This window comes from Microbacterium sp. ZW T2_14 (assembly GCF_044987405.1).
Classification (GTDB): domain Bacteria; phylum Actinomycetota; class Actinomycetes; order Actinomycetales; family Microbacteriaceae; genus Microbacterium.
Window position 1 is genome coordinate 1 of record NZ_JBJDRK010000029.1, and the last position, 24,625, is coordinate 24,625.

Genomic DNA, 24,625 nt, shown 5'->3' on the forward strand with positions numbered 1-24,625 from the left:
ATCACGATCGATGCGGATGCCGCCGGCCGCGGCTGGTTCGTCGACGCGACGCCGTCCGCCTCGAGCGAGTACTCGCTCGGCTCGGGAGACACCGTCCGCACGCGGCCCGGCGTCGGCTCCAGCGGTGAGGTGTCGCTCGCCCGGGCGCAGGCTCTCGTGCATGATCGCGTCGTTGCGGCTCACATCGGCGCGGCCGAGCAGATGCCCGATCTCGTGCGCGAGCACCGTGCGAAGGTCGAAGTGCCCGGCTGCCGGGCCCGAGGGCCGCGCGCGGACGGTGTCTCCCGAGCCGAGCGAGTACTCGCTCGAGGCGGACGGCGTCGCGTCGACGAACCAGCCGCGGCCGGCGGCATCCGCATCGATCGTGATCGTGCGACCCGAGGTCACCGCGATCCGGTCGCCGCTGACGTCGCCGATGCGCACCGTCGCGCCGCGGAGGTCGGACGCGCCCCAGAGGGCGAGTGCCGACGGCAGGACGGCGGCGATGTCGGCGGCCGTGAGGTCGCTCGCGCCGGGCGCAGCGACGACCGGCGCTGCCGAACGCAGGGCGAGGTCTTCGGCGGCCACCGCAGGCGGCACGGCCAGAGGGGTGACGGCCATCGAGACCGCGACGATCGCGGCGATGGCGGCGGAGCGCGCGCGGGACATCGACGCGTTGCGCACAACGCCGACGACCACCCGCGCTTTCCCCATTGAGCCCTCCCCAGGGCTTCGGGTCGCGCCGGTCGGGCAACCCGATACAGACAGGTGCTCAGACCAGCACCCGCGTCGGATGATCCTCCCTCGACGCAGACGGTGTCAAGATACTGTTTTCTACAGCATCCGCGCACCGGGGGACGACTTACCCCGCGAGCCGCAGGAATCCGGTGAAAGCCAGCTCTCGGACGCGCGGGAACAGATCGGCGCGCAGGGCCTCGGCGTCGACGTCGAGCAGCTCGGCGATCGCATCCACGAGCACGCCGACGGGCAGATCGCCGTCGCACGCGCCGACGAGCGCCGCCGACGCGGGGTCGACGGAGAGGGCGCGCCCGAATCCGCCGCCTTGCCGCAGCTCGATGATCGTCGGGTCCTCGGCTCCGGGCAGGTGATGCCGCGCCTCCGTGACGTCGGGGGCGACGACGAGGACGGATGCCGCGAGCCCGGCGTCGTCGACGCCTACGAGGCGATCGTGGGCGTCGAGCGCCGCTGCCAGGTGGGCGCCGAGGCTGTCGCCGGCGAGCGCCGTGTGGAGCGACTCGTAGCGCGACAGCGTCGGCGAACCCTCGAGCGGACGCCGCAGCAGCAGGTAGCCGAAGCCGACCTCCGTCACCCCGCGCGCCGCGAAGTCGTCGAGCCACGCGTCGGCGAGGCGGGCGAAGCCGGGCGAGCCGGGCAGGGTGCCGCCGTCGCGCACCCACAGCTCGGCGTACGACAGCGGGTCGAGGCTCTCGCGCTCCACGACCCAGGCGTCCAGCGGCACGTCCGACGATGCGACCCACTCGCGCACGCGCTCGAGGCCGGGCACGCCGTCGCGCGTCTCCCAGTTGCCGAGCAACTGCGCCACGCCGCCGGGCGCGAGATGAGCGCCCACGCCGGCGACGAAGGCGGCCACGAGGTCGTCGCCCACCATGCCGCCGTCGCGGTATTCGTAGGCAGGCACGCCCGCGACACGTGGCGTGATGACGAACGGCGGGTTCGACACGATCCGGTCGAACTGCTCGCCGTCGACCGGTTCGAACAGACTCCCGAGGCGCACCTCTATGCCGTCGACGCCGTTGAGCAGAGCGTTGAGCCGGGTGAAGCCCAGGGCCCGCGGCGAGATGTCGGTCGCCACGACGTGCTCCACCTGCGCGCGGGCGCGGAGCGCCTGGATGCCGCATCCCGCGCCGATGTCGAGCCCTCGGACGGCCGGCGTCGGCAGCTGCAGGCCCGCGAGCGTGAGCGACGCGCCGCCGACGCCGAGCACGTGATCCTCGGGCAGCGGACCGCCCAGAGCGGCCTCGTCCAGGTCGCTCGCGATCCACCACTGTCCGGTTCCGGACGCGTCCGCGTACGACTGCGGGCGCACCACCGCGAGCGGCTGCACGCTGCTCCCGGCGAGGGTCGCGAGACCGAGGTACGCGAGTCCCTCCGCGCCGGTGCGGACGAGGGCTCGATCGACGGATGCCGCGGCCTGCGGCATCCCGAGCACGAGAAGTCTGCCCAGCACGGCGAGGGGGTCGCCACGATCGCCGAGCGCGCGCGCCGCCGGTGATCTCAGCCCGCGGGCGATGGCGTCGTCGGCGGCGACGCCCCACGCGTCGCGGAGCGCCTCGGCCGTGAATCCAGCGTCACGGAGGTCGTCGGCGAGGTCACGGCACAGGGCGGGGTCCGGTTCGGGGAGCACGCGTCCATTCAACCGCGCCCCGCCCGCATGCGCCGCCCACGGACGCGCCGACCGGCGCCCAGGGACGCTCCGACCGGCGCCCAGGGACGCTCCGACCGGCGCACACGCGGCCCGGCATCGGGCGGGCTCGGAGGCGCGGACCGTAGAATCGCACTCGATCGTGCGGTCAGGCCATCGCACAGGAGCGAACCCCCCGACAGGATGATCGTGACCCCACCGCGAGCCCTGCAGCGTCCCGCGCGCCGCGCCCGGCGCTTCGCGACCGCCGCCGTCGCGACGGTCGCCGTGTTCGCAGCACTGCTGATGCCGGGTGCCGCGATGGCGGCGAGCCCCGAGCCCACGCCCACCCCGACCTCGACGATCCCCGCGGGCACCACGGTCTTCACGCTGTCGCCGCTCGCCAGCGGGATCGTGCGCCCCGGTGATGCGCTGAGCGTGACGGTCACCCTGCAGAACGGCACCGCCGCCGCCCTTCCCCCGTCCACGATGACGCTGTCGCTCGGGCGCACCGCCCTCGCCGATCGGGATGCGCTCGGCGAGTGGCTCGACGGCACCGACACGTCGCCCGGACTCGAGCCCATCGCGTCGGAGACCTTGAACGCCGTGCAGCCGGGGTCCTTCGAGCGGCGCGGCATGAGCGTCGCACCCGACGACCCGGCGCTCGCGGCACGAGCACCGGGTGTGTACCCGCTCGCCGTGTCGTATCCGGGCGACGACGGCACGGTGACGGCGACGAGCGCGATGATCGTGCCCCCGGAGGACGCGACGGATGTCGGTATCGGCGTGATCGTGCCCATCACGGCCCGGGCTCAGGGCGAGGGGCTGCTCACCGCGGACGAGCTCGCCGAGCTGACCGCGCCCGACGGCGACCTGACCAACCAACTGGATTCCGTGACGGGCACTCCGGCGATCCTCGCCGTCGCCCCCGCCGTTCCGGCGGCGATCCGAGTGCTCGGCACCTCGGCGCCGGAGTCCGCGCTCGACTGGCTCGCGCGACTCGAGGGCATCCAGAACTCCCGCTTCGCCCTGCAGTTCGGCGATGCGGACGTGACGGCGCAGCTGCAGGCCGGCCTGGCGCAGCCGCTCCAACCGACGTCCTTCCTCTATTACATGTCGCCCTCGGACTTCGCCACGCCCACGCCGACGCAGACGCCCACCCCGACCGCCACCGATCCGACGACGCCCGCCACGCCGACCCCATCGCCGACGCCGACGCCCGCCGACACGCTGCCGACCACCGAGGCGCTGCTGGCCATCGGCCCCGCCACCCGCCCCGGCATCTACTGGCCCGCCGACGGGACGGCCGACACCGAGATCGTGACGCGTCTGGGCGAGCTCTCCACCGACGACGCCACCACGGCCACCCTCATCCCGTCCGCCACGACGGATGCCGGCGCCGCCGGGCGCACGGTCTCGGCCACCGGCGTGGTGGACGACGCCGACGCGCTCGTGTACGACAGCGACGTCTCGTCGGCGCTGGACGCCGCGTCGCAGAGCGATGAGTCGTGGCTCCGCGGGGCGTCCCTCACCGCCGCGACGGCCTACCTGGCCTTCGCCACCGCCGAGGCCGACGGACCGCTCCTCGTGACCGTTGGTCGCGGCGAGGGACGTTCGCGCGTCGGGTTGGGTGCGGCGATCTCGGCCGCCTTCTCCGCCCCCGACGTCGCGGCGCGCACCCTGAGCACGGTCGCCGAGAGCGCCCCGCGCGAGCTCGAGCTGACCGGCACCGAAGCGTCGCCGGAACGTGCGGCTGCGGCATCCGCTCTCCTCGGCGAGGAAGGCGAGCTCGCCCGGTTCGCGACCATCCTCGACCAGCCGTCGCTGCTGACCGGTCCGGAGCGTGCCGAGATCCTGCAGCTGCTCGGCGTCGCGTGGATCGGCGACGCGGAGTGGTCCACCGCACTGGCCGAACACCACGCCCAGACGGCGGGCACGCTCGACTCCGTCGCGCTGCTGCCGACGAGTCCGAGCGACCTCTACGGCTCGAGCGCCGCACTGCGGTTCTGGGTGCGCAACGATCTGCCCTACCCGGTGAACCTCGTGCTCTACACGACGCGCGACAACCTCCGTCTCGATGTGCAGAGCGAGACGCCCGTCGTCGCGACGGCCTCCAGCAACACGCGCGTCGAGGTGCCGGTGCAGGCACGTGTCGGCCGCGGCGAGGTCACCCTGACCCTCCAGCTGCGCAGTCCCGCCTTCGTCGCGATCGGCCAGCCCGAGTCGGTCGACATCAATGTCTACGCCGACTGGGAGGGTGCCGGCATCGCCGCCCTCGCCGTGCTCGTCGGCGCGCTGCTGCTGATCGGCATCGTGCGGACGGTCCTGCGCATGCGCCGCCGGCGACGGGGGACGGATGCCGCGGCCGTCGGTCCGGATGAGGGCCCGGGTGCTGCGCCCGGCGGTGCGGGGGCCGATGCCGAGGCGGGCGACGCTTCGGTGCACGGCGCAGCTGAGGAAGATGCCAAACCTGCGCCGGACGAGCCTGCCGTGCAGAGCTCTCCCGGAGATGCGGGCACCACGGCCGACGCAGCACCCAGCGACGGGCCGCGCCGTTGAGCGGCATCGGGCGCGCGAGCGTCATGATCGGGGCGGGCACCATCGTCTCGCGGCTCACCGGGTTCCTGCGCGCTGTCGTGCTGGTCTCGGCCGTGGCGGCCACGAGCGCCGGCGGCAATGCGTTCACTGTCGCCAACCAGCTGCCGAACAACATCTACACGATCATCTCCACCGGTCTGCTGAGCGCCGTGGTGGTGCCACAGATCGTCAAGGCGGCGGCGCACGACGACGGCGGCCGGGCGTTCGTCTCCAAGCTGTTCACGCTCGGGGCTGTCGTGCTGCTGGGCACGACCGTCATCGCCACACTGGCTGCGCCGCTGCTCGTCGCCCTGTACGCACCCGAGTACAGCGCATCGCAGCAGGCACTGGCGACCGCTTTCGCCTACTGGTGCCTGCCCCAGATCCTCTTCTACGGGCTCTTCGCCATGGTGGGGGAATCCCTCAACGCGCGCCGCGTGTACGGGCCCTACACGTGGGCGCCGATCATCAACAACATCGTGTCGATCGCGGGTTTCCTCGTCTTCATCTGGCTGTTCGGCCCCGCCACTAAGGGGACCCTCTGGACGTCCGAGATGGTCGCGGTGCTCGGCGGCACAGCGACGCTCGGCATCATCGCGCAGACGGCGATCCTCTTCGTCTTCTGGCGCCGCACCGGCCTGCACATCCGTCCGGACTTCCGGTGGCGAGGCGTCGGACTCGGCCAGATCGGCAGGCTCGCGGGCTGGACGTTCCTCATGGTGGTGGCCGGCCAGCTGGCCGGTCTGGTCCAGTCCCAGGTCATGTCGAATGTCCCGGACGGCGCACCCGGCATGTTCGTCGCCGCGAATGCCTGGCTGCTGTTCATGCTTCCCTACTCGATCATCGTGCTGTCGATCGGAACCCCCTACTTCACGCAGCTGAGCGAGCATGCGAAGGCCGGGCGCGACGAAGAGGTCCGTGGTGACATCGGCCGAAGCATCCGCACGCTCGGCTTCTTCGTGGTCGTCGCGACGGCGGCGATGGCGGTCGCGGCGGTCCCGGCATCCCGGATCTTCACAGGCGATCCGGACGAAGCCGTCGGCGCTGCCGGAGTGCTGCTGTGCTACCTCGTCGGGCTCATTCCCCTCGCAGTGCTGTTCGTCGTACAGCGCACGTTCTACGCCTACGACGACACCCGCACGCCGTTCTTCTTCACCGTCCTGCAGTGCGCGCTCGTCGTCGCGTCGGCCTGGGGTGCACTCTGGGCCTTCAACGCCGGCATCCTCCCCATGTCGCAGCTCGTCGCGGCGGTGGCTCTCGGGCAGTCCGTATCGAGCGTCGTCCAAGTGATCGTCGCGACGTGGCTGCTGCACCGCCGGCTGGGCGGCATCCAGGTCGCCTCGTGGCTGACAGCGCTCGGTCGGTTCGCCCTGGCCGCTATCCCCGCCGGGCTCATCGGCTGGCTGACGTTCCAGCTCATGGGCGGAGTCGACGGCTGGGCCGTCTCGGACAAGATCCTCGGGGCTCTAGGTGCGGCGATCATCGGCATCGTCGTGATCGCCGTCTACGTCGGCATCCTCGCCGTCTTCCGCGCGCCAGAACTCTCCGTCGCCACCGGCCTCGTGCGGCGCTTCCTGCCCGGCCGGCGCTGACCCGTTCACGAGTCGGCCGTCTGGCGGCGCCTCGGCCGTACCCGCCGCCCGGCACGCCTGCAAGGGGGCGTGGTGCGGAATGCCGCGCGGTTACCATGTGTTGAGGCATCCGAGGCCATCGCGTCCGTCGCGGAACGCTTCGCAAGGCTTCATGAGGAAAGGTGCGCACGTGCGTCAGGTCATCATCATCGGCTCCGGTCCCGCGGGTTACACGGCGGCGATCTACGCCGCTCGCGCGAACCTGAACCCGCTCGTCGTCGCCAGTTCCGTCGAGGCCGGTGGTGAGCTGATGAACACCACCGAGGTCGAGAACTTCCCCGGTTTCCCCGAGGCGATCATGGGCCCCGACCTGATGGCGAAGATGCAGGAGCAGGCCGAGCGCTTCGGCGCCGAGGTGCTCTACGACGACGTCGTCGAGCTCGACATCGACGGCCCGGTCAAAAAGGTCACCCTCGGCAGCGGCGGCAGCCATGAGGCCGACGCGGTCATCTTCGCCACGGGTTCCGCACCCCGCAAGATCGGCATCGAGGGCGAGTCGCGCCTGTCGGGCCGGGGTGTGTCGTACTGCGCGACGTGCGACGGATTCTTCTTCCGTGAGCGCGTGATCGCGGTCGTCGGCGGCGGCGACTCGGCGATGGAGGAGGCGACATTCCTCACCAAGTTCGCGTCCAAGGTGTACGTGATCCACCGTCGGGACGAGCTCCGCGCGTCGAAGATCATGCAGCAGCGGGCGTTCAAGAACGAGAAGATCGAGTTCATCTGGAACAGCGAGGTGGTCGACATCCTCGGTGAGGACGCCGTGAACGGCATCGTCCTCAAGGACACCGTCGACGGGTCCACCCGCGAGCTGGCGCTGGACGGTGTGTTCGTCGCGATCGGCTACGACCCCCGCACCCACCTCGTGCACAAGAAGCTGGACCTGACCTCCGAGGGCACGGTGTGGGTGGACGGTCGCTCGTCGCGCACTTCGGTGCCCGGCGTTTTCGCCGCAGGTGACGTGATCGACCCGACCTACCGGCAGGCCGTCACCGCCGCCGGCAGCGGCACGGTCGCCGCGCTCGACCTCGAGCACTACCTCGCCGGCCTCGGCGAGGCCGGCGAGCCGGATGCCGCAGGCGACCAGATCGCCGGGTTGCCCGAGGTCGCCTCGGTCTGAGCGGTACGGCGTGGCGACACGCCCGGGAACAATCGCGCGACCGGCGCTGTTTGACACCACGAAAGACTTCCACCGAAGGAGAAATCAGATGACCGCCAAGGCGACGACCTCCGCCACGTTCGAGCAGGACGTGCTCCAGGCTGAGGGGCCGGTGCTCGTGGACTTCTGGGCAGAGTGGTGCGGCCCGTGTCGCATGGTCTCGCCCGTCCTCGACCAGATCCAGGCCGAGCACCCCGACAAGCTCACCATCCTCAAGCTCAACGTGGATGAGAACCCCGACCTCGCGATGAAGTACCAGATCACGTCGATCCCCGCGATGAAGGTGTTCAACAAGGGCGCCGTCGAGACGACCATCATCGGCGCCAAGCCGAAGTTCGCGCTCGAGAAGGATCTCGCCGCGTACATCGGCTGACCCCCAGTTCGACTGCACGAAGCCCTGCCGGTTCTGCCGGCGGGGTTTTCTGCTTCCCATCCGGGTTTCGTGACGTATGCCCGCTGAGGCATCCGTGATTCCTCGCGATTTCTTGTCCATCGGTGTCGATCTGGGCGAGGCTTGTTCGACGCACAGGGTGAAGGGGCCACTCGGCCCCCCGAAACCGGGCCCAGCCCCGACGGAAGGGAGACGTCATGCGTTACATGCTCATCATGCAGGTCGGTGCCGAGGCGGCAGCCGCGTTCGACCCCGAGGCCTTCGACATGGCGGAGGCGTACGCCGCCATGGGCGCCTACAACGAGGAGCTGCAGAAGGCCGGCGTCTTCCTCAGTGCCGAGGGCCTGTCGGATGCCGCGGAAGGCTTCCGCGTCGACTTCGACTCCGTTCCCCCTGCCGTGACCGACGGACCCTTCGCCGAGGCGCGCGAGGTGTTCACCGGCTTCTGGATCATCGAGGTGTCCTCACGCGAGGAGGCCGAGCACTGGGCCCGCAAGTGCCCGCTCGGTCCCGGAACGGTGCTCGAGGTACGCCGCGTCAACGATCTCAGCGACTTCGACCAGACCGACGAGTGGGTCGCCAAGGAGCAGGAGTGGCGCGCCGCCAACTCGTGACCCGGAGCCTCAGCCGGCCTCCGCGCGCACCGTCGGGTCCCACCGGCGGTGCGTGTTGGCGTCACCCAGCAGCGACCACACCGCCTTCGTCAGCGGAGGGTATTCGAGGGCGATCTGACGCAGCACGCGGTAGTGGCGGCTGGCGTTCGGACGGGATCCGCCGTCGGCAGCGATGTTCTCGGCCCGCAGCAGATACACGACGAGTTCGTCGACGGACGGCAGTTCGTCCATGAACTCCCACGGGTCTTCGCCGGCTCGCAGCCGTTCGTGCACCAGCACCGAGAGCTCGTCTGCGGCCTCCGCGCGCAGCAGCTCCAAACTCGCTCGCCGTCGCAGGGTGTGCTCGTCGTTCGCCACCAATCCAGGGTACGTTGCGATTCCGACACCGCGGGTCACCCCGCTTACGCTGAGGGCATGACCTCCGACGACGGACACGCGCGGCGTGCGGTCGAGGCCGTCTGGCGGGACGAGTCGGCTCGCATCGTCTCGGCGCTGACCCGTCACACGGGCGATTTCGCCTGGGCCGAGGATCTGGCGCAGGAAGCACTCGTCGAAGCCCTCGCGAGCTGGCCGGCCGGCGGCATCCCTGACAATCCCGGAGCATGGCTCATGTCGGTCGCCAAGCGGCGGGCCATCGATGGGTGGCGACGGCGCGAGCGGCTCACGCAGCGAGAGCCGCTCTTCGTCACCGAGGCGCTGCAGCGAGAAGCGGTCGATTCCGTGCCCGAGCAGGCGGACCCCGACCACATCGACGATGACATCCTGCGCCTGGTGTTCGTCGCCTGCCATCCGGTGCTCCCCGCGCAGGCGCGGCTCGCCCTGACCCTGCGCACGGTCGCGGGCCTCACCACGGAGCAGATCGCGCGTGCCCTGCTCATGACTGTGCCGACGGTGCAGCAGCGCATCGTCCGCGCCAAGCGCGCACTCGCCGACGAAGGGGTGGCCTTCGAGGTGCCCGATCGTTCCGAGCGGCCGGCCCGGCTCGCGAGCGTGCTGCAGGTGATCTACCTCCTGTTCACGGAGGGGTACTCCGCCACGGAGGGGGAGGGGCTCGTGCGCGTCGACGTGGCACGTGAGGCGGTGCGCCTCGGCAGGCAGCTCGCCGCCCTCATGCCCCACGAGCCCGAGATCTGGTCGCTCATCGCGCTGATGGAGTTCCAGTCGTCGAGGTTCGCCGCACGCATCGATGCCGACGGCATGCCGCTGACACTCGAAGAACAGGACCGGCGTCGCTGGGATCGCTCGGCCATCGCCCGCGGCAACGAAGCGATGACGCGAGCACTCCCCGCGCCCTCCCGTGCCGAGGCCGGCTCGGCCGCCGCCGCCTCGCCGGAAACGGCCGCACGCGCCGGCCAGACGCGCGGCCGCGGTCTCGGCTATTACGGACTGCAGGCGGCCATCGCCCAGTGCCACGCCGTGGCCCCCGCCTTCACCGCGACGGACTGGGACCGCATCCTCCGGCTCTACGACGCCCTCGACACCCTCGCACCGTCGCCCGTGGTGCGACTCAACCGCGCGGTGGCTCTATCGATGACCGCCGGTCCCGAGCATGCCCTCGCAGAAGTGGATGCACTGGCGGACGAGCTCGCGGGATTCCGCCCGCTGCCCGCTGTGCGCGGCGAGCTGCTCGAGCGCCTGGGAGAGACGGATGCCGCGGCGGCCGCATTCCGCGAGGCCGCCGATCTTCCGGGCAACGACGCCGAAACGGCTCTGCTCCGACGCCGCGCGGCGCGCGCAGCGTCGGCGGCCCCGCCCTCCACCTGACGCCGGCTCGAGGTCACCGTTCAGCGGCGGCTCTGGTGCCCGTTGGCGAACCACCCGCCCCCGCGGGTGCGACTGCCGTCGGCGCTACGCCGGCCCGTAGCCCGTCTCGCCCAGTTCCTCGAGGATCCGGTTGAGATCCTCAATACTCGCGAAATCAATCGCGATCTGGCCTTTTCTGGCGGTCAGTGAGATCTTGACGCGAGTGTTGAGACGATCGCCGAGCCTCTCGCCCACCTCGTCGAGGTGGGCCCGGCGCGAACCGGCCTGGGGCTTCGCCGCACGCGTCGGCGAGGCATCCGGAAGCTTCGCCGCGGCCTCCGCCGCACGCACCGAGAGGTCCTCGTTGACGATCTTGTCGGCGAGGCGCTGCATCGCCGTCGCATCCTCGAGCGACAGGATCGCGCGAGCGTGGCCGGCCGTCAGCACACCGGCGGCGACGCGCTGCTGCACCGGCATCGGCAGCTTGAGCAGCCGGATGGTGTTGCTGATCTGCGGGCGCGAGCGGCCGATGCGTGTCGCGAGTTCTTCCTGGGTGATGCCGAAGTCCTCGAGCAGCTGCTGGTATGCCGACGCCTCTTCGAGCGGATTGAGCTCGGATCGGTGAAGGTTCTCGAGCAGGGCATCGCGGAGGAGGTGCTCGTCGGCGGTATCGCGCACGATCGCGGGGATCGAGGTGAGTCCCGCCTCCCGGGCGGCGCGGGTACGGCGCTCACCCATGATGAGCTCGTACTCGCCCTTCTCGTTGGTCCGCACGACGACCGGCTGCAGAACACCGAACTCGCGGACGCTGTGCACCAGTTCGGCGAAGTGCTCGTGATCGAAGTTGGTACGCGGCTGACGAGGGTTGGGGACGATCTCGTGCGGGTCGATGTGGGCGAGCCGCGCACCGGGAACCTCGATGAGGTTCTCCGGGACATCGGTGCCGGCCGTTTCGGGCGACGGTGCTTCGTCGACCGCGACCGCGCGGGGGAAGAAGACGTCGGAGGGACGGTCGTCAGCCTGCTCGTTGGTGGGGATCAATGCGCCGATTCCGCGGCCGAGCCCTGTGCGTTTCGCTGCCATCAGTCGCCCCTTTCGTTCGAGGCGCTGTCGCGCCGGATCATCTCAACAGCCGCTTCACGGTACGCGATGGCGCCGGCCGACTGTCCATCGTAGGCGAGCACGGACTGGCCGAAGCTCGGTGCCTCGGAAACACGCACCGACCGCGGGATGATCGTGTCGAGCACCTCTTTGGGGAAGTGCTCACGCACCTCATCGGCGACCTGCTGCGCGAGCCGGGTCCGCCCGTCGTACATGGTCAACATGATCGTCGACAGCTCCAGCCGCGGGTTGAGGTGCTTCTGGATCATCCGCACCGTGCCGAGCAGCTGGCTCAGGCCTTCGAGTGCGTAGTACTCGCACTGGATGGGAATCAGCAGCTCGGTCGCCGCCGTGAAGGCGTTGATGGTGAGCAGCCCGAGTGAGGGCGGGCAGTCGATCAGGATGAAGTCCAGCTGTCCCTCGTGGTTTGCGAGGTATTCGTCGACGGCGACCCGCAGTCGATGCTCGCGCGCCACTTGCGAGACCAGCTCGATCTCGGCGCCGGCGAGGTGGATGGTGCTCGGCGCGCAGAGAAGGTTGGGCGACTCCGGACTGACCTGGATGATGTCCGCGAGCGGGAACTCGTCGATCAGCACGTCGTAGACGCTCGGGATGTCGGCGGTGTGCGGAACCCCGAGCGCCGTCGACGCGTTGCCCTGCGGATCCAGGTCGATCACCAGAACGCGGGCACCGCGCTCGGCGAGGGCTGCCGCCAGGTTGACGGTGGTCGTCGTCTTGCCGACGCCGCCCTTCTGGTTCGAGATCGTCAGCACCCGGGTACGCCCGGTGAGTTGGACCCGCGCCTCGTCGAGCGCCTTGCGGCGGGCGGTCAAGTCGGCGAGCTCCCGCGCGATCGGAGAGTCGTCTTCGTCTTGCGCGATCGTGACGCCGTCATGCTGCGCGATGGGGGATTCCTCTTCCTGCGTGGCGGTGGTGCCCTCGTCGGTGGTGTCGTCGGTGGCATCGACGGACTCCGGCGCAGCGTCGCCTGCGGCGGCGAGATCAGCGTCACCGGCAGTGGCGCTGTCCGTCTCGTCGCTCGGGGTAGCGTCTTCGCTTTGTGCAGCGTTCTCGCTCGCCACGGCGTCTTCGCCCTGCGCGGCGTCTTCGCCCTGCGCGGCGTCTTCACTCGGGGGGAGTGGTTCGCCTGCCGTGAGCGCGTCATCAGGGGTGGGCGCTTCGCTCGGAGCGACCGCCTCCTGCGGCGCTGCGTCGTCGCTCGGCGCCTCCGCATCGACGACCGCGGGAGGCTCGGCGTCAGCGCTCAGTTCGCCGACGGTGGGGGCTTCGGCGGGTTCCGAGGCCCGGTCGTCCGCGTCGCGAGCCGCATCGCTTGACTCCGAGGCCGTCGAATCAACCGGCGTGGTGGCGTCCACGGCAGATCCCTCCGCTGAGCCGTCAGCGAGGGCATCCGTGGAGCGTGCGGGGGACTCCGGCGACGACACCGTGAGCGAACCATCGGACGAGAGGGATGCCGCGGCCTCGGTCTCGTCGGGTTGTTTCACGTGAAACTCTCCCCTTGTCGCGAGCCGCTCAACATCGCCTTCCACCTTATCCCGCCTTCCCCCCATCCCCAGCCGTCGGAGCCAGTTGTTCATGCGTTCCTTACCGTTGCGAGCGGGAATCCTGTCGCCTCTAGTCAACCCCGCCCAGGCTCCCCGGCCGCGCTAACCCGCCGCTGCGGCACGAAGCCAGCGGCCCGTATTTCTGCGGAGACACGGGGACTCTGCTGCATCGCGCGATACCGCCGGCGCACCGCCGCATCCGCTGCCCGGGGTGTTCGTCTCGCACAACTCGCCAACGCCGTTCTTCCGTTGCGAGACGATCCTCCATGGTCACAACGGGCCATCACGGCGGTCCCCACGCGCCAGGCCAGGCTGGCACCCGGGAGTCGGATCGGTGCGGTTTCACGTGAAACACGCTGGGGATCACACGCGCTTCGCGGAACAGTCCCCCGCGTCGCCCGCGCCGGCAGAACGCAGGTCACTGACCCCATGCCCCGGCGAAGCGGGGCACGGATTCCTCGTCCCGGGAAAGCGCCCGGGTCTCAGGCGGCGAGCGTCGGCCTGACCGGAACGTGTGCACATCGATGCCCGTTTCACGTGAAACATCGTCGATCCGGTGCGTGGGTGCCAGGGTCCAGGTTGGACGGGATCGCGTCGCCGCGGCCCCGCAGCTGCTCAGGGCAATCGGTCTAGTGGCAGCACAATGCGCCGATAGATTTCCAGCGGAGAATCGGCCTGGTCGCGCCCGTGCGCGCGGGGATATCCGTCGATGCGCCTACTCGTCACGAGACCGGGAACCTGCGGCCGGCAGGAGACATGACGTCGGGCGCGTGAGATGTGTGCGCAGGGGACCGCAACTGTCATCCCGGGTCGCGGACCGAGCCACCATCGGCGGGTACGCACGCCGTCACAGGCGCCCCACCACATCACCCTCGGCGCAGTCGCCGTGTGCGCCCCGGGGTGTCTGCGTTGAGGGTGTGTGGCCCCACCAGATTGATCGCCGACGGGCATCCAGTGTCGGTCCGAAGACCGCCGAGAGCACGTGGGTGGCCGAAGGACCCCACAGCAGAGCGCGGGGCCGCGGTTGTCTAGCGGTCCCGTCCGGCGCGGTGAGCGGAATCCGCACGCCACGCCGCGTTCGCACGCGGATGGGAACGTCTCCCCGGTGGCAAGCCGCTGTTTTCCTGTCATGCAGTCGGGGTTCCGCCCCCGGCTGACCCGGGATCCACCGGCGAGATGGGATCGCCCCCTTCTGGGGTGGTCGTGCGCACCGCACCGTCTCATCACCTCACCGTGCGAACCGCATCGATTCACCCACGCCGGGGAGCGGCGCCTGGGGAAGAGATCCGTGTGGTCGACCATCGGCCCTGTACCGGCGAGGGAGCACCCGCGCTGAGCAGCGTCTCGTCAACGCGGCGGCTGCGCACCGCCCGCACTCCATGGGGAGGGCGGCCCATCTCCGAGCCTAACCATTCGAATGGCGGCTTCTGGTCATGACCGCAACCTGTGCAGGACCCTGTATCGGCGAATCCCGAGCCGAACCATGGGAATGGGCGGCTTCCGGTCATGACCGCAACCGGTGCAGAACCCTGTACCGGCGAGGCGCCGGCTCAGCAGTGCCTCATCAACGCGGCCCTCGCTCACCGCGCGCCCGAGCGTGACCCGGCACATGAGAATGGCGGCCTTCCGTCATGACGGCAACCGGTGGAGGACTCTGTATCGGCGAAGGACCATTCCCTCAGCAGCCTCTCGTCAACGCGGCGCTTGCGCACCGCCCGACTTCCGTGAGGACGCGGCACGTCTCCGAGCCGGACGGTGAGATGGCGGCCTCCCGTCATGACCGCAACCGGTGCAGAACTCTGTATCGGCGAAAAGCCACGCGCTCAGCAGCGGCTCCTCAACGCGGCGCTTGCGCACCGCCCGCACTCCAATGAGGAGGGCGGCACATCTCCGAGCCGAACCATGAGAATGGAGGCTTCCGGTCATGACCGCAACCTGTGTAGGACTCTGTATCAGCGAAGCGCCAGCCGCTTAGCAATGCCCCGTCGGCGCGGCGCTTGGGCACCCCCCGCACTCAAGTGAGGACGCGGCACATCTCCGAGCCGGACGGTGAGAATGGCGGCCTCGCGTCATGACCGCAACCGGCGCAGGACTCTGTATCGGCGATGGGCCACGCGCGCTCAGCAGCCTCTCGTCAGCGCGGCGCTCGCCCACCCCGCGCTTCAGCGGGACCCGGCACATCCTCGAGCCGGACGGTGAGAATGGCAGCGTCCCGTCATGACCGCCACCGGTGCAGGACCTTGTATCCGCGAAGGGACACGCCTCAGCAGGTCTCGCGCACGCGGCGCTCGCCCACCGCGCGTTCCAGCGGGATCCGGAGCATCCCCGAGCCGGGCGGTGAGAATGGCGCCTACCGGTCATGACAGCGATCTGTGCAGAAGGATCTGGCCGCGCACTGCGGCCGCTCCATGTTTCACGTGAAACAACCGCGGCTCCGCGATCACATCAACCTGCTGGCGCGCAGCCCCACCCTGCGCGTCCGGCAAGCCACCCCGACCCTCTCTCCCGTCATGTCGCCCAGCGCACGGCTGCTACCCGACACGACGCCCAGCGTCGACGTGCACCTCTCGTCCGCGAGCGACTTCCTCACGGCATCGCCGCGATACCGATCACACGGAGGATCGCGCGTCTGATAGCCGGCCGACCCATCAGCCGCACGCGTCGCGCCGCCCGGCATCCCTCCGATGTCGCATGCATGCGGATCGGGTCAAGCCGCACTGACCGCCGCGTCCCCGTGCCCACGCGCGATCCGTTCGTTCGGCGGCGTCCTGACCGGCCCGTACGGCGTAGCGCCGGCCACCGGACGTCACGACACCTCGTGAAGTGTCTGCCGCGGACGCGTGCCGTGGGGCGCGCGGCTCGTGCGGGGGGCCGTCGCGACCTGAGCCCGGCGCAGACCGTCTTTGTCGGCCGTGATTTGCCCGAAGCTTCGCGCGCACAGCCGCGCAGGCCAGAGAATGCCAGCGCGGGGCTCACGCACCGTGGTCGCGTCAGGCTCCTACGCACTGCAAGGCAACATCGAGCCTGCGTCCGGCCCAGCTGGGCAGAATCCGCCGTAGCCGCGTCGCCGAACGGAAGGCGGAGCCACGGGCAGCGAGGGCCGGCTCTCCGTGCGGCGCTTTCCGAGCAGGGACGAGCCTGCTGCGCGATCCCCAGACGGCCGCCGGCACCACCAGTGGCGGCGCACACGGTCCCCGCAGGCCCAACGCTGAGTAGCGAAACGATCGTCGCCACCCATCAGTGAGCACCATACCCGGGGGTTCGGTGGGTCGTTCGGTTCTCAACTCACCCTCTGCAGCTCGCCGCGCGGTCACCTCGCCTCCGGAGATTCCGCTGACGCATTGTTCGCTTGCGCTGTGTACCGCATCTCATCCCTGACGGCACACGCACGTCCGCGCCACCCTCGGACCCATCACGACCGATTTCGGCCCGAGGAGTGCACTCTTCGCTGAGCGAGGGTACGCCCCTCGGTCATGCGCACAACGTGTGAGGCCGTCGTGATGGTCGGCCCTCACGTTTCACGTGAAACGGCCTCGACTTCTGGACAACCGTGATCGCGGGTGCCTCGTGAGGCACGACCGCCGCACGTGCAGTCCCGGCTTTCGCTGTTTCCACCTGCGACATCTTGTGGGGGACACGACGTCTCCTGGCCGCCACCCCCGCCACGACCCACGGGGTGCGGTGCCAAGATGCACCCCGTACCGCCCGGAGGCGACCTACATTCATCGGGCGGCACTCATGTTTCACGTGAAACGACTGCCTGTTCGCGCGCGCTCACCGTTCCAGCGCTCAGTGCGCGAGCCTCAATGAGCACCACGCTCCGTCGGCTGACCCACCGCGCAATCAGTCGTCAGTGACACAACGGGGAGCTCGCCTGATGGGAGCCGGTAGGGAAGTCCCCGCATCAAGCGACAGAAGCGGGCGCCCGGGCGCCACATCGCCGCACAGAACCACCGTCCTGGAGGCTGGGCGATCGATGCGATCTCCGTGATCGACCTGTCCCGCGGCTCCGTCGCCGACTCTCACTGAAGCCGCCGTCGCGGTGTCGACGTCTCCGCGCCGATTCGGCGCGGTCGGCATCCATAACGATGCTGGGCGTGTTTCACGTGAAACACGGGGGGCCTCGCGCACGCGTGCCTGGAGAGTAGGGCAGCTTGCGCGTTTCACGTGAAACATGTGGGGAGTTTAGACACGCCCGGCGAACTCCCCACGCCCGTCCGGCGGCTTCGGCACATCGGCCGCTTCTATGATCCACGCCTCAACCGTTGCCCCGAGGTGCCGGAACCGGATGATGCTGCCCCGGGGGAGGTCCCCGGCGAAGTCCTCATCGCCGCCCCAGACACCGATGTCGGCGATGAGTTCGCCGGTACCCGGCGTACAGGCCGCCTGCAGGGTGCGATCGCTCGATTCCTCGATGAGGATCAGACACGGATTGTCGAGTTCGTCGACTCCGCTCCACACGGCGACGCCATGGAACGCACCGTATGGGGTGAGGGACTGCTGATCGACGGTCCGATCCATGAACACGCCATCTTCACTGCTGAGCACGATCCAGCGATCGGCAGCCGGAGCGACGTCCGTCTGCGCGCCCGCCTGCAGGATGGCGGCCGGACGCGGCGCAAGTGCCCAGTAGACACCGCACACGACGGCCGCAGTCACCACCCCCGCGACAAGAGCCAGTAGGACAGAGCGCAGTGATCTGCTCCTCGTTCGGCGCCACGCAGCGCGATGCGCGCGGCGGCCGACGCCACTGCGTGGTGACGCACCCGGGAGGGGAGATCCAGCCTCGGCGATCCGGACGTCTTCGATCTGAGGCGTGGGGAATCCTCGCGGTTCGTCAGAACTGGCGATGGTCGTCTCCGACGATCCGAAGCCTGTGTGGCGTGCCTCCGCAATGGCGTGCCGATGCCTGTCCTCGAGCTCCGCGAGCCGTGCCGCCGCCGCGGGATCGCCGTCGATATCGGGTGCGGGTCCATATGCACGTTCCCTCAGTTCAGCGAGTTCACGCTCGATGTCGAAGGACCCACCCGACGTGCCGCTCATCATCCACCTTCGTCGGGCACCAGCAGGTGCACGTCCACCGCATCAGGGCGGAGAGTGAAGCGGTAAGCCGCACCCACGGGCAGTCCGTGTCTGACCGTATCGACGAACGTCGTGGCGCCCGGGGGAACGCAGGAGGCGCCCAGTACATCCTCCGTCTCGCGATGAATCGCGATGATGCAGGACGACCCGAGGGCATTCACCGCCGACCAGATCTCGATGCCTTCCTGTGTGCCGAAGTTGCGGAGAGTGTTGAGGTCGATCTCGAGGTGTTCCGCCTCGGGAGGCTCCAAAACTCGGAGAACGAGCGCATCAGGGAGAACGCGCGTCGGCTGCAGGGTTGCGTCCGGCTGCGCGGCAGGGCCTCGTGTGACCGCTGCCACGGCTACGGTCCCACCGATGACGACGCCGACTGTGAGGGCAAGCACCGCAGACCGCACGGAGCGCGAGCGCTCTCCCGCGCTCCGCAGATCACTCCCATGTTCGGCGCCCGAAGGCGTCGAGCTCCCCATGCGGCGCAGGCTACACCCGCACCCAAGCTGATGCCATGGCCCCGTTGTCGCGCAGCCAGCGGGGGAGGTCTGCGGCGATTGGTGTTTCACGTGAAACGTGTGGCCCGCGACCGTGAGCGGTAGCGATGAAGCGACACCACGTGCCTGCAATAGCGCCCCTTTACCCTCGAGTGCCGCCGGATGACATTCTGTGAGCTGCCGCGTGAACGTCGCTACCGGTTTATGCTCGCCCGCTTCCGGCCCGCAACTGCAGGCGCGCGGTTCGACCGACCCCACACCCCATGCCAGCGCTCTGGCGACCACGACCGCGCTGGTCGGGTCAGCGGTCCATGATCGATGCAATGTGGCGCCACCCCGAATCCGAGCAAGCTACACGCGGTCAGCGGCAACGGTGTGCCCTCCGGACGCCCCACCGGGAATCTGCCGTGGGCCGCCGATCGGACCCCATGACCACCGTTGCGGGAATGCAGCCCCGCTGCGCTCTCACCGTTTGAGGCCGACGTGTCGTCACACCGGCATCCGAGGCGCGATCTACCCCGTTTCACGTGAAACATGAAGACCAGTCCGACATGCGAACGACGTCAGAGGCGTCGACAAGATCGTCCGGAGCGACGGAGATCCTGAGGACGGACGCCTTCAGCCGGAACCGACCCTGTTCCCGTGAAACGCTCGGAGCACCTGTCGGACCCCGCGAGCGTGCGAGTGGGGGAGGGCAGCAGCCGTCGCCGCCGGCCACCACCACTGCCGCCAGCAGCATCGCCCTGGTCCACGGAGGACGACAACAACCCACCTGCACGACAGACACTTGGTCGACACGGAAGCCGCAACGGTGAGAACGTCCGGGCTCGCGCCAACACGCCGTACAGAACAGGGATACCGCCACGATGCGACGAGAGCGGGAGTGGTCAAGGCCGCCCGCATTCTGGGCGCAACGTCCTGCGGCACAGCCCGACGAGGTCGCCGCACAGCGGCTGACCCGGTTTCAGCGTACGGTGGCGCGAATCACGCGGGACGGTTCGGTGAGCAGACCCTCGCCGATCACTTCGACGCGTGCGTTCGTCACCTTGAACTTCCGCAGCTGCTTCTCGGCGGCCTCGATCTCGTTCGTGGCGCTGGTGCCCTTGAGGAGAATGAGTTCACCACCCGGGCGGACCAGGGGAGCGGTGATGGGCACGAGGGTGCGGAGTGCGCTGACGGCGCGTGCCGTCACGGCATCGAGCACAGGTCCCTGCTTCCAGTCCTCGGCGCGCGCGCGCACCACCTCGACGTTCTCGAGTCCGAGAGCGTCGACCTGCTCCGACAGCCACGCGATGCGGCGCTCCATCGGCTCGATGAGCACCCACTCCACGTCCGGGCGGGCGATCGCGAGCACGAGCCCGGGGAGGCCGGCACCTGAGCCCACGTCGCCGACTCGTCCTGAGAACAGGGGTGCGATGACCGCGCTGTTGAGGATGTGACGCGACCACAGACGTGGGGGCTCGAGCGGACCGATCAGGCCGCGCTCCTCACCGTGCTCAGCAAGCGCGTCCGCGAACGCGCGTGCCACCTCGATCCGGTCGCCGAAGATCTCGGCGGCGGCAGCGGGCTCTTGCTCGATGTCAGTCATCGACGGTTCCACGAAGTCGAATGTTCCACGTGAAACCGCGGCTCAGCCGCGACGGATCACCGTGTGGCGGTCGGCGCCTTCGCCGTACGATTCCGACACGAATCCGCGGTCAGCGACGATGTCGTGGACGACCTTGCGCTCGTAGCTCGACATGGCGGGCAGCGAGGCCTGCGAGGCTCCGTCGTCCAACCGCGCGATCGCACGATCGACGAGGGCCTCGAGTTCGTGCTGGCGCGCATCCCGCGAGCCGCCGACGTCGAGGATCAGTCGCGAGAACCGGCCGGTGCGGCTCTGCACCGCGATGCGGGTCAGCTCCTGCAGCGCCTGCACGGTGTCGGGCGCCGCGATGAGCGCCACCGATCCGCCCGACGGCGCGGCGACGGAGACATAGGCGCGGCCGGCGCGCACGTCGAGGTCGAGATCGCCGTCGATGTCGGCGATGTCGAGCAGTCCCTCGATGAAGTCGGCGGCGATGTCGCCTTCCTCTTCGAGTTGGGCGACGGTGGCGGGCGCCCGCTCGTCGCGCGTGTCGACGGGTGCGTACTCAGGGGACGTGGTCATGGCGTGATCCTCGTGTGCGTCGGTCAGGAAGCGGCGCCGGAACCGGCGGAGCTGCTGGGGTCGGGGTCACCGGCGGCCGGGCTGCCCGGCTTCTGGCCCGGCTGCTTCTGGGCCTGCTTCTTGGCGCGCTGCTTGCTGACGGGCTGCTGGCGCTTGGGTGTCGTGGCCTTCGCCTTCTCGGCCTCTTCGTACAGGCGCTGCTGCTCGGCGACGTACTTCTCCATCGGAACGACCTTGCCGGAACCGTCGATCGCCTTGCCCTTGCGCGCCAGACGCTCCTCCCGCGCCTTGGCCGCGTCGGAGCCGGGCGTCGGCATCTCACGGATGACGAGGAACTGCTGACCCATCGTCCACAGGTTCGACACGAACCAGTAGATGACGACGCCGAGCGGGAAGAAGACACCCGAGAAGATGAAGCCCAGCGGAAGGATGTAGAGCATGATGCGCTGCATCTGGTAGGCCTGGCCGGTCTTGGCCTCGGGGGAGAGGTTCTTCGAGATGATCTGCAGCTGCGTGAAGAACTGCGATGCGATCATCAGCACGACGAGGGTGATCAGGATGATGATCGCCGGGGTGTTGCCGGTCTGGAACGCCTGGATGAGGGTCTCGTGCAGCGATGCGACGCCGAAGAGCTTGGCGTTGTAGAACTCGGCGGTGAGTTCGGCGCTGAGAAGTCCGACACCGCCGGTGCCGGCGTTGTAGTGCTTGGTGACGTCGCTCAGCACGCTGTACAGCGCGAAGAACACGGGCATCTGCACCAGGAGCGGAAGACAGCTCGACACCGGCGTCGTACCGTGCTTCTTATACAGCGCCATCGTCTCGCGGCTCATGGCCTCACGAGACAGCTGATCCTTCTTGCCCTTGTACTTCTCCTGAACTTTCCGCAGTTCAGGGGCGATTTCCATCATCTTGCGCTGACTCTTGATCTGGCGCACGAAGAGCGGGATGAGAGCGGAGCGGACAACGACGACGAGGCCCACGATCGACAGCACCCAGGTGATGCCGTCGGCGGCCGGAAGGCCGATCGCCGTGAAGAACCAGTGCCAGAAGACCAGCACGGCTTCGACGGCCCACTTCAGCGGCCAGAGGATGATGCCGAAGAGGTCGAAGCCTCCGCTGGGCGCTGCGGGCGACGGCGAAGGCGTCGAGGCGAGGGCTGACAAGAGATCCATGTGGAGGATCAGTCCTTTCCGGTGGGGGCGGGCACGACGAACCCATGACGGGTCAGTTCGTGCCGGAAGTTCTTGTGGGGCGGCACGTCATCGACGCCGCCGACGGCCCAGGGGTGGCAGCGGGCGAGGCGCGCTGCCGTGAGCGCCGCGCCCTTCACCGCGCCGTGCTGCTGCACCGCGCCGACCGCGTACGCCGAGCACGACGGGTAGTACTTGCAGACATCGCCGTAGGTGTGCGAGATCGTGGCGCGGTATCCATGCAGCAGTGCGAGGACCGCGTTGCGGGGGAGCAGGGGGACGCTGCGGAGCGAATCGGATGCCGAGAACTCGGCGTCGCCCAGGGCATAGGCGGGAAGGACGCTCATCGGGTCCTCCGTGCCAGGCACTTCTCGACGTCGCTGCGCAGATCGGCGAATGACGCGGATGCCGCGCTCGGCAGTGCGCGGATCACGATGTCATCGCCGGCGCCGACGGACTCGAGCGACTCGAGGCACAGGGCCTTCAGGCGACGACGGACGGTGTTGCGCACGACCGCGCCACCCACCTGCCGGCTCACGATGAAACCGAACCGCGCCGGACCATCGGTCACGGCGCGGTTCACGTAGGTCACGGTGTGCGCTCCGGCACACCGACGGCCCCGACGGACGACGGCCTTGTACTCCGCGCCGCGGGTGAGTCGGTTCCGCCTCGCGAGCACCGCTCGGCTCAGGCCGAGAGCTCGGTGCGCCCCTTGGCGCGACGAGCCGAAAGGATGCCGCGGCCGGCGCGCGTGCGCATGCGGGCGCGGAAGCCGTGCTTCTTGGCGCGGCGGCGGTTGTTGGGCTGGAAGGTGCGCTTGCTCATGGGAACTACTTCCGATCAGGTGTCACCGGGACGCTCGAGACCGGGGACGTGTGTACAGGGGCGACTGCCGCGAAGGCATAAGTCAACCGATTAAGGCTACGTCGTGTTGCCCGAGAACTCAAACCGAGCGCAGAACGTGTCATTATGCACCGGCGGCTCACTCCACCCTGGCACCGACACGCAGGGCGGCTCTACAGTGGAGTTTGCTCACGCGACGCCTCCTGACTAGCGTGGCTCCGGCAGTTATCCACAGGCCTGGACCGACGTTTCCGCGGCTTCCGGTGGAATCATCGACAACCCGGGGGGGCCATGACACCGCACGAAGTTCCAGATGTTCCGGTCTGGACGGCCGTTCTGGACGAACTCGTGCGAGACGATCGCATCACCCCGCAGCTGCACGGCTTCATCAGCCTGGCCGTGCCGCAGGGCGTGATGGGCGGAACGCTGTACCTCGACGTTCCCAACGATCTGACCGCCGCCCAGTTCACCAAGCGCATGCGCGCGCCGATCCTCGAGGCACTCACCCGGGTCGTGCAGGACGGCCAGAATCCGGCCTCGACGTTCCGCGTCGTCGTCAATCCCGACCTGGCGGACGCGCACCTGACGGCGCCGATCCCGATCCAGTCCAGCGTGCCGGTCATGTCGAATGCCGCACCGCTGGGGCGCCCGCGTGTCGAGGAGCCTGCGGAGCCGGCATCCGTCTCGCGCAGCGATACCCGCCTCAATCCCAAGTACACGTTCGACAACTTCGTCATCGGCCAGTCCAACCGGTTCGCGCATGCCGCGGCGGTCGCCGTGGCGGAAGCGCCGGCGAAGGCGTACAACCCGCTGTTCATCTACGGCGACTCCGGACTGGGCAAGACCCACCTGCTCCACGCCATCGGCGATTACGCGCTCAGTCTGTACGCCGGCATCCGCGTGCGCTACGTGTCGAGCGAGGAGTTCACGAACGACTTCATCAACTCGATCGCCAACAACCGCGGCTCGGCATTCCAGGCGCGGTATCGGGATGTCGACATCCTCCTGATCGACGACATCCAGTTCCTGCAGGGGCGCGCCGAGACGCAGGAGGCGTTCTTCCACACCTTCAACCAGCTGCACGACCACGACAAGCAGGTCGTGATCACGAGCGACGTGCCCCCGAAGCACCTGACCGGCTTCGAAGACCGTATGCGCAGCCGCTTCGAGTGGGGCCTCATCACCGACGTGCAGGCGCCCGACCTCGAGACCCGCATCGCGATCCTGCGCAAGAAGGCGCAGTCCGAGCGCCTCCACATCCCCGACGAGGTGATGGAGTACATCGCGACGGTGGTGTCGTCGAACATCCGCGAGCTCGAGGGCGCCCTCATCCGGGTCTCGGCGTTCGCGAGTCTCAACCGCTCGACACTCGACATGTCGCTCGCGCAGACGGTGCTGCGCGACATCGTCGATCAGGACGACGCCAACGTCATCTCGCCGACCGACATCATCACGGCGACGGCGGCCTACTTCAAGCTCACCGTCGACGACCTGTACGGCTCGAGCCGCTCGCAGCAGGTGGCGCAGGCGCGCCAGATCGCCATGTACCTGTGTCGCGAGCGGACGAGTCTGTCGCTGCCGAAGATCGGCCAGCTGTTCGGCAACCGCGATCACACCACCGTGATGTACGCCTACAAGAAGATCAGCGAGCTCATGAAGGAGCGCCGTTCGATCTACAACCAGGTCACGGAGATCACCGCGCAGCTCGGCCGCAACGGCCGCTGACGAGCCCT

General features: G+C 69.1%; 20 protein-coding genes. 7 read left to right on the forward strand and 13 right to left on the reverse strand.

The window, feature by feature from the left end:
* Positions 1-693: matrixin family metalloprotease (locus ACI3KY_RS11185; protein ID WP_404930249.1), on the reverse strand; the 693-nt coding region annotated here is incomplete at its 3' end.
* Positions 694-841: 148 nt separating this feature from the next.
* Positions 842-2,365 (reverse strand): methyltransferase, encoded by a 1,524-nt coding sequence (locus tag ACI3KY_RS11190; protein WP_404930250.1) that lies wholly within the window; start codon positions 2,363-2,365, stop codon positions 842-844.
* A 207-nt stretch (positions 2,366-2,572) separates the two neighbouring features.
* Here ACI3KY_RS11190 and ACI3KY_RS11195 point away from each other — a divergent pair, with 207 nt between their 5' ends.
* From ACI3KY_RS11195 to ACI3KY_RS11215, 5 genes are all read left to right on the forward strand, one after another.
* Complete coding sequence (locus ACI3KY_RS11195; protein ID WP_404930251.1) at positions 2,573-4,921, forward strand: DUF6049 family protein; 2,349 nt, start codon at positions 2,573-2,575, stop codon at positions 4,919-4,921.
* Complete coding sequence (murJ, locus tag ACI3KY_RS11200; protein ID WP_404930252.1) at positions 4,918-6,531, forward strand: murein biosynthesis integral membrane protein MurJ; 1,614 nt, start codon at positions 4,918-4,920, stop codon at positions 6,529-6,531. The genes ACI3KY_RS11195 and murJ overlap by 4 nt, the downstream gene beginning before the upstream one ends.
* A 169-nt stretch (positions 6,532-6,700) precedes the next feature.
* The gene (gene trxB / locus ACI3KY_RS11205; protein ID WP_404930253.1) at positions 6,701-7,687 is read left to right on the forward strand and encodes a thioredoxin-disulfide reductase; all 987 of its coding nucleotides are present in this window, start codon (positions 6,701-6,703) and stop codon (positions 7,685-7,687) included.
* The gene (trxA, locus tag ACI3KY_RS11210; protein WP_404930254.1) at positions 7,638-8,099 is read left to right on the forward strand and encodes a thioredoxin; all 462 of its coding nucleotides are present in this window, start codon (positions 7,638-7,640) and stop codon (positions 8,097-8,099) included. The genes trxB and trxA overlap by 50 nt, the downstream gene beginning before the upstream one ends.
* Positions 8,100-8,314: 215 nt before the next feature.
* On the forward strand, positions 8,315-8,731 hold the full coding sequence (locus ACI3KY_RS11215; RefSeq protein WP_404930255.1) for a YciI family protein: 417 nt from the start codon (positions 8,315-8,317) through the stop codon (positions 8,729-8,731).
* A gap of 9 nt (positions 8,732-8,740) precedes the next feature.
* Here ACI3KY_RS11215 and ACI3KY_RS11220 read toward each other — a convergent pair whose 3' ends face one another.
* Positions 8,741-9,088 (reverse strand): tryptophan synthase subunit alpha, encoded by a 348-nt coding sequence (locus ACI3KY_RS11220; protein ID WP_404930256.1) that lies wholly within the window; start codon positions 9,086-9,088, stop codon positions 8,741-8,743.
* Between the two features lie 57 nt (positions 9,089-9,145).
* Here ACI3KY_RS11220 and ACI3KY_RS11225 point away from each other — a divergent pair, with 57 nt between their 5' ends.
* The gene (locus ACI3KY_RS11225) at positions 9,146-10,495 is read left to right on the forward strand and encodes an RNA polymerase sigma factor (protein ID WP_404930257.1); all 1,350 of its coding nucleotides are present in this window, start codon (positions 9,146-9,148) and stop codon (positions 10,493-10,495) included.
* An 84-nt stretch (positions 10,496-10,579) separates the two neighbouring features.
* Here ACI3KY_RS11225 and ACI3KY_RS11230 read toward each other — a convergent pair whose 3' ends face one another.
* The 10 genes from ACI3KY_RS11230 to rpmH form a co-directional block, all read right to left on the reverse strand.
* Positions 10,580-11,557 (reverse strand): ParB/RepB/Spo0J family partition protein, encoded by a 978-nt coding sequence (locus tag ACI3KY_RS11230; protein WP_404930258.1) that lies wholly within the window; start codon positions 11,555-11,557, stop codon positions 10,580-10,582.
* The gene (locus ACI3KY_RS11235) at positions 11,557-12,480 is read right to left on the reverse strand and encodes a ParA family protein (RefSeq protein ID WP_404930292.1); all 924 of its coding nucleotides are present in this window, start codon (positions 12,478-12,480) and stop codon (positions 11,557-11,559) included. Before ACI3KY_RS11235 ends, ACI3KY_RS11230 begins: the two co-directional genes overlap by 1 nt.
* 4,845 nt (positions 12,481-17,325) lie before the next feature.
* Positions 17,326-17,802: a hypothetical protein gene (locus tag ACI3KY_RS11240; RefSeq protein WP_404930259.1), complete on the reverse strand. Its 477-nt coding sequence runs from the start codon at positions 17,800-17,802 to the stop codon at positions 17,326-17,328.
* Between the two features lie 380 nt (positions 17,803-18,182).
* Positions 18,183-18,563, reverse strand: coding sequence for a hypothetical protein (locus ACI3KY_RS11245; RefSeq protein WP_404930260.1), 381 nt, complete (start codon positions 18,561-18,563; stop codon positions 18,183-18,185).
* Positions 18,564-19,674: 1,111 nt separating this feature from the next.
* Positions 19,675-20,298, reverse strand: coding sequence for a 16S rRNA (guanine(527)-N(7))-methyltransferase RsmG (rsmG, locus tag ACI3KY_RS11250; RefSeq protein WP_404930261.1), 624 nt, complete (start codon positions 20,296-20,298; stop codon positions 19,675-19,677).
* 42 nt (positions 20,299-20,340) lie between these two features.
* Positions 20,341-20,859, reverse strand: coding sequence for a protein jag (locus tag ACI3KY_RS11255; protein WP_404930262.1), 519 nt, complete (start codon positions 20,857-20,859; stop codon positions 20,341-20,343).
* A gap of 23 nt (positions 20,860-20,882) precedes the next feature.
* Positions 20,883-22,031, reverse strand: coding sequence for a membrane protein insertase YidC (gene yidC / locus ACI3KY_RS11260; RefSeq protein ID WP_404930263.1), 1,149 nt, complete (start codon positions 22,029-22,031; stop codon positions 20,883-20,885).
* Between the two features lie 8 nt (positions 22,032-22,039).
* Positions 22,040-22,396, reverse strand: coding sequence for a membrane protein insertion efficiency factor YidD (gene yidD / locus ACI3KY_RS11265; RefSeq protein WP_194412189.1), 357 nt, complete (start codon positions 22,394-22,396; stop codon positions 22,040-22,042).
* Positions 22,393-22,728 (reverse strand): ribonuclease P protein component, encoded by a 336-nt coding sequence (gene rnpA, locus ACI3KY_RS11270; protein ID WP_404930264.1) that lies wholly within the window; start codon positions 22,726-22,728, stop codon positions 22,393-22,395. The genes yidD and rnpA overlap by 4 nt, the downstream gene beginning before the upstream one ends.
* Positions 22,729-22,736: 8 nt before the next feature.
* Positions 22,737-22,874: a 50S ribosomal protein L34 gene (gene rpmH, locus ACI3KY_RS11275; RefSeq protein ID WP_055952712.1), complete on the reverse strand. Its 138-nt coding sequence runs from the start codon at positions 22,872-22,874 to the stop codon at positions 22,737-22,739.
* A gap of 309 nt (positions 22,875-23,183) precedes the next feature.
* On the opposite strand from rpmH, the gene dnaA reads away from it, so the two are divergent.
* The gene (dnaA, locus tag ACI3KY_RS11280; protein ID WP_404930265.1) at positions 23,184-24,617 is read left to right on the forward strand and encodes a chromosomal replication initiator protein DnaA; all 1,434 of its coding nucleotides are present in this window, start codon (positions 23,184-23,186) and stop codon (positions 24,615-24,617) included.
* Positions 24,618-24,625: the final 8 nt, after the last annotated feature.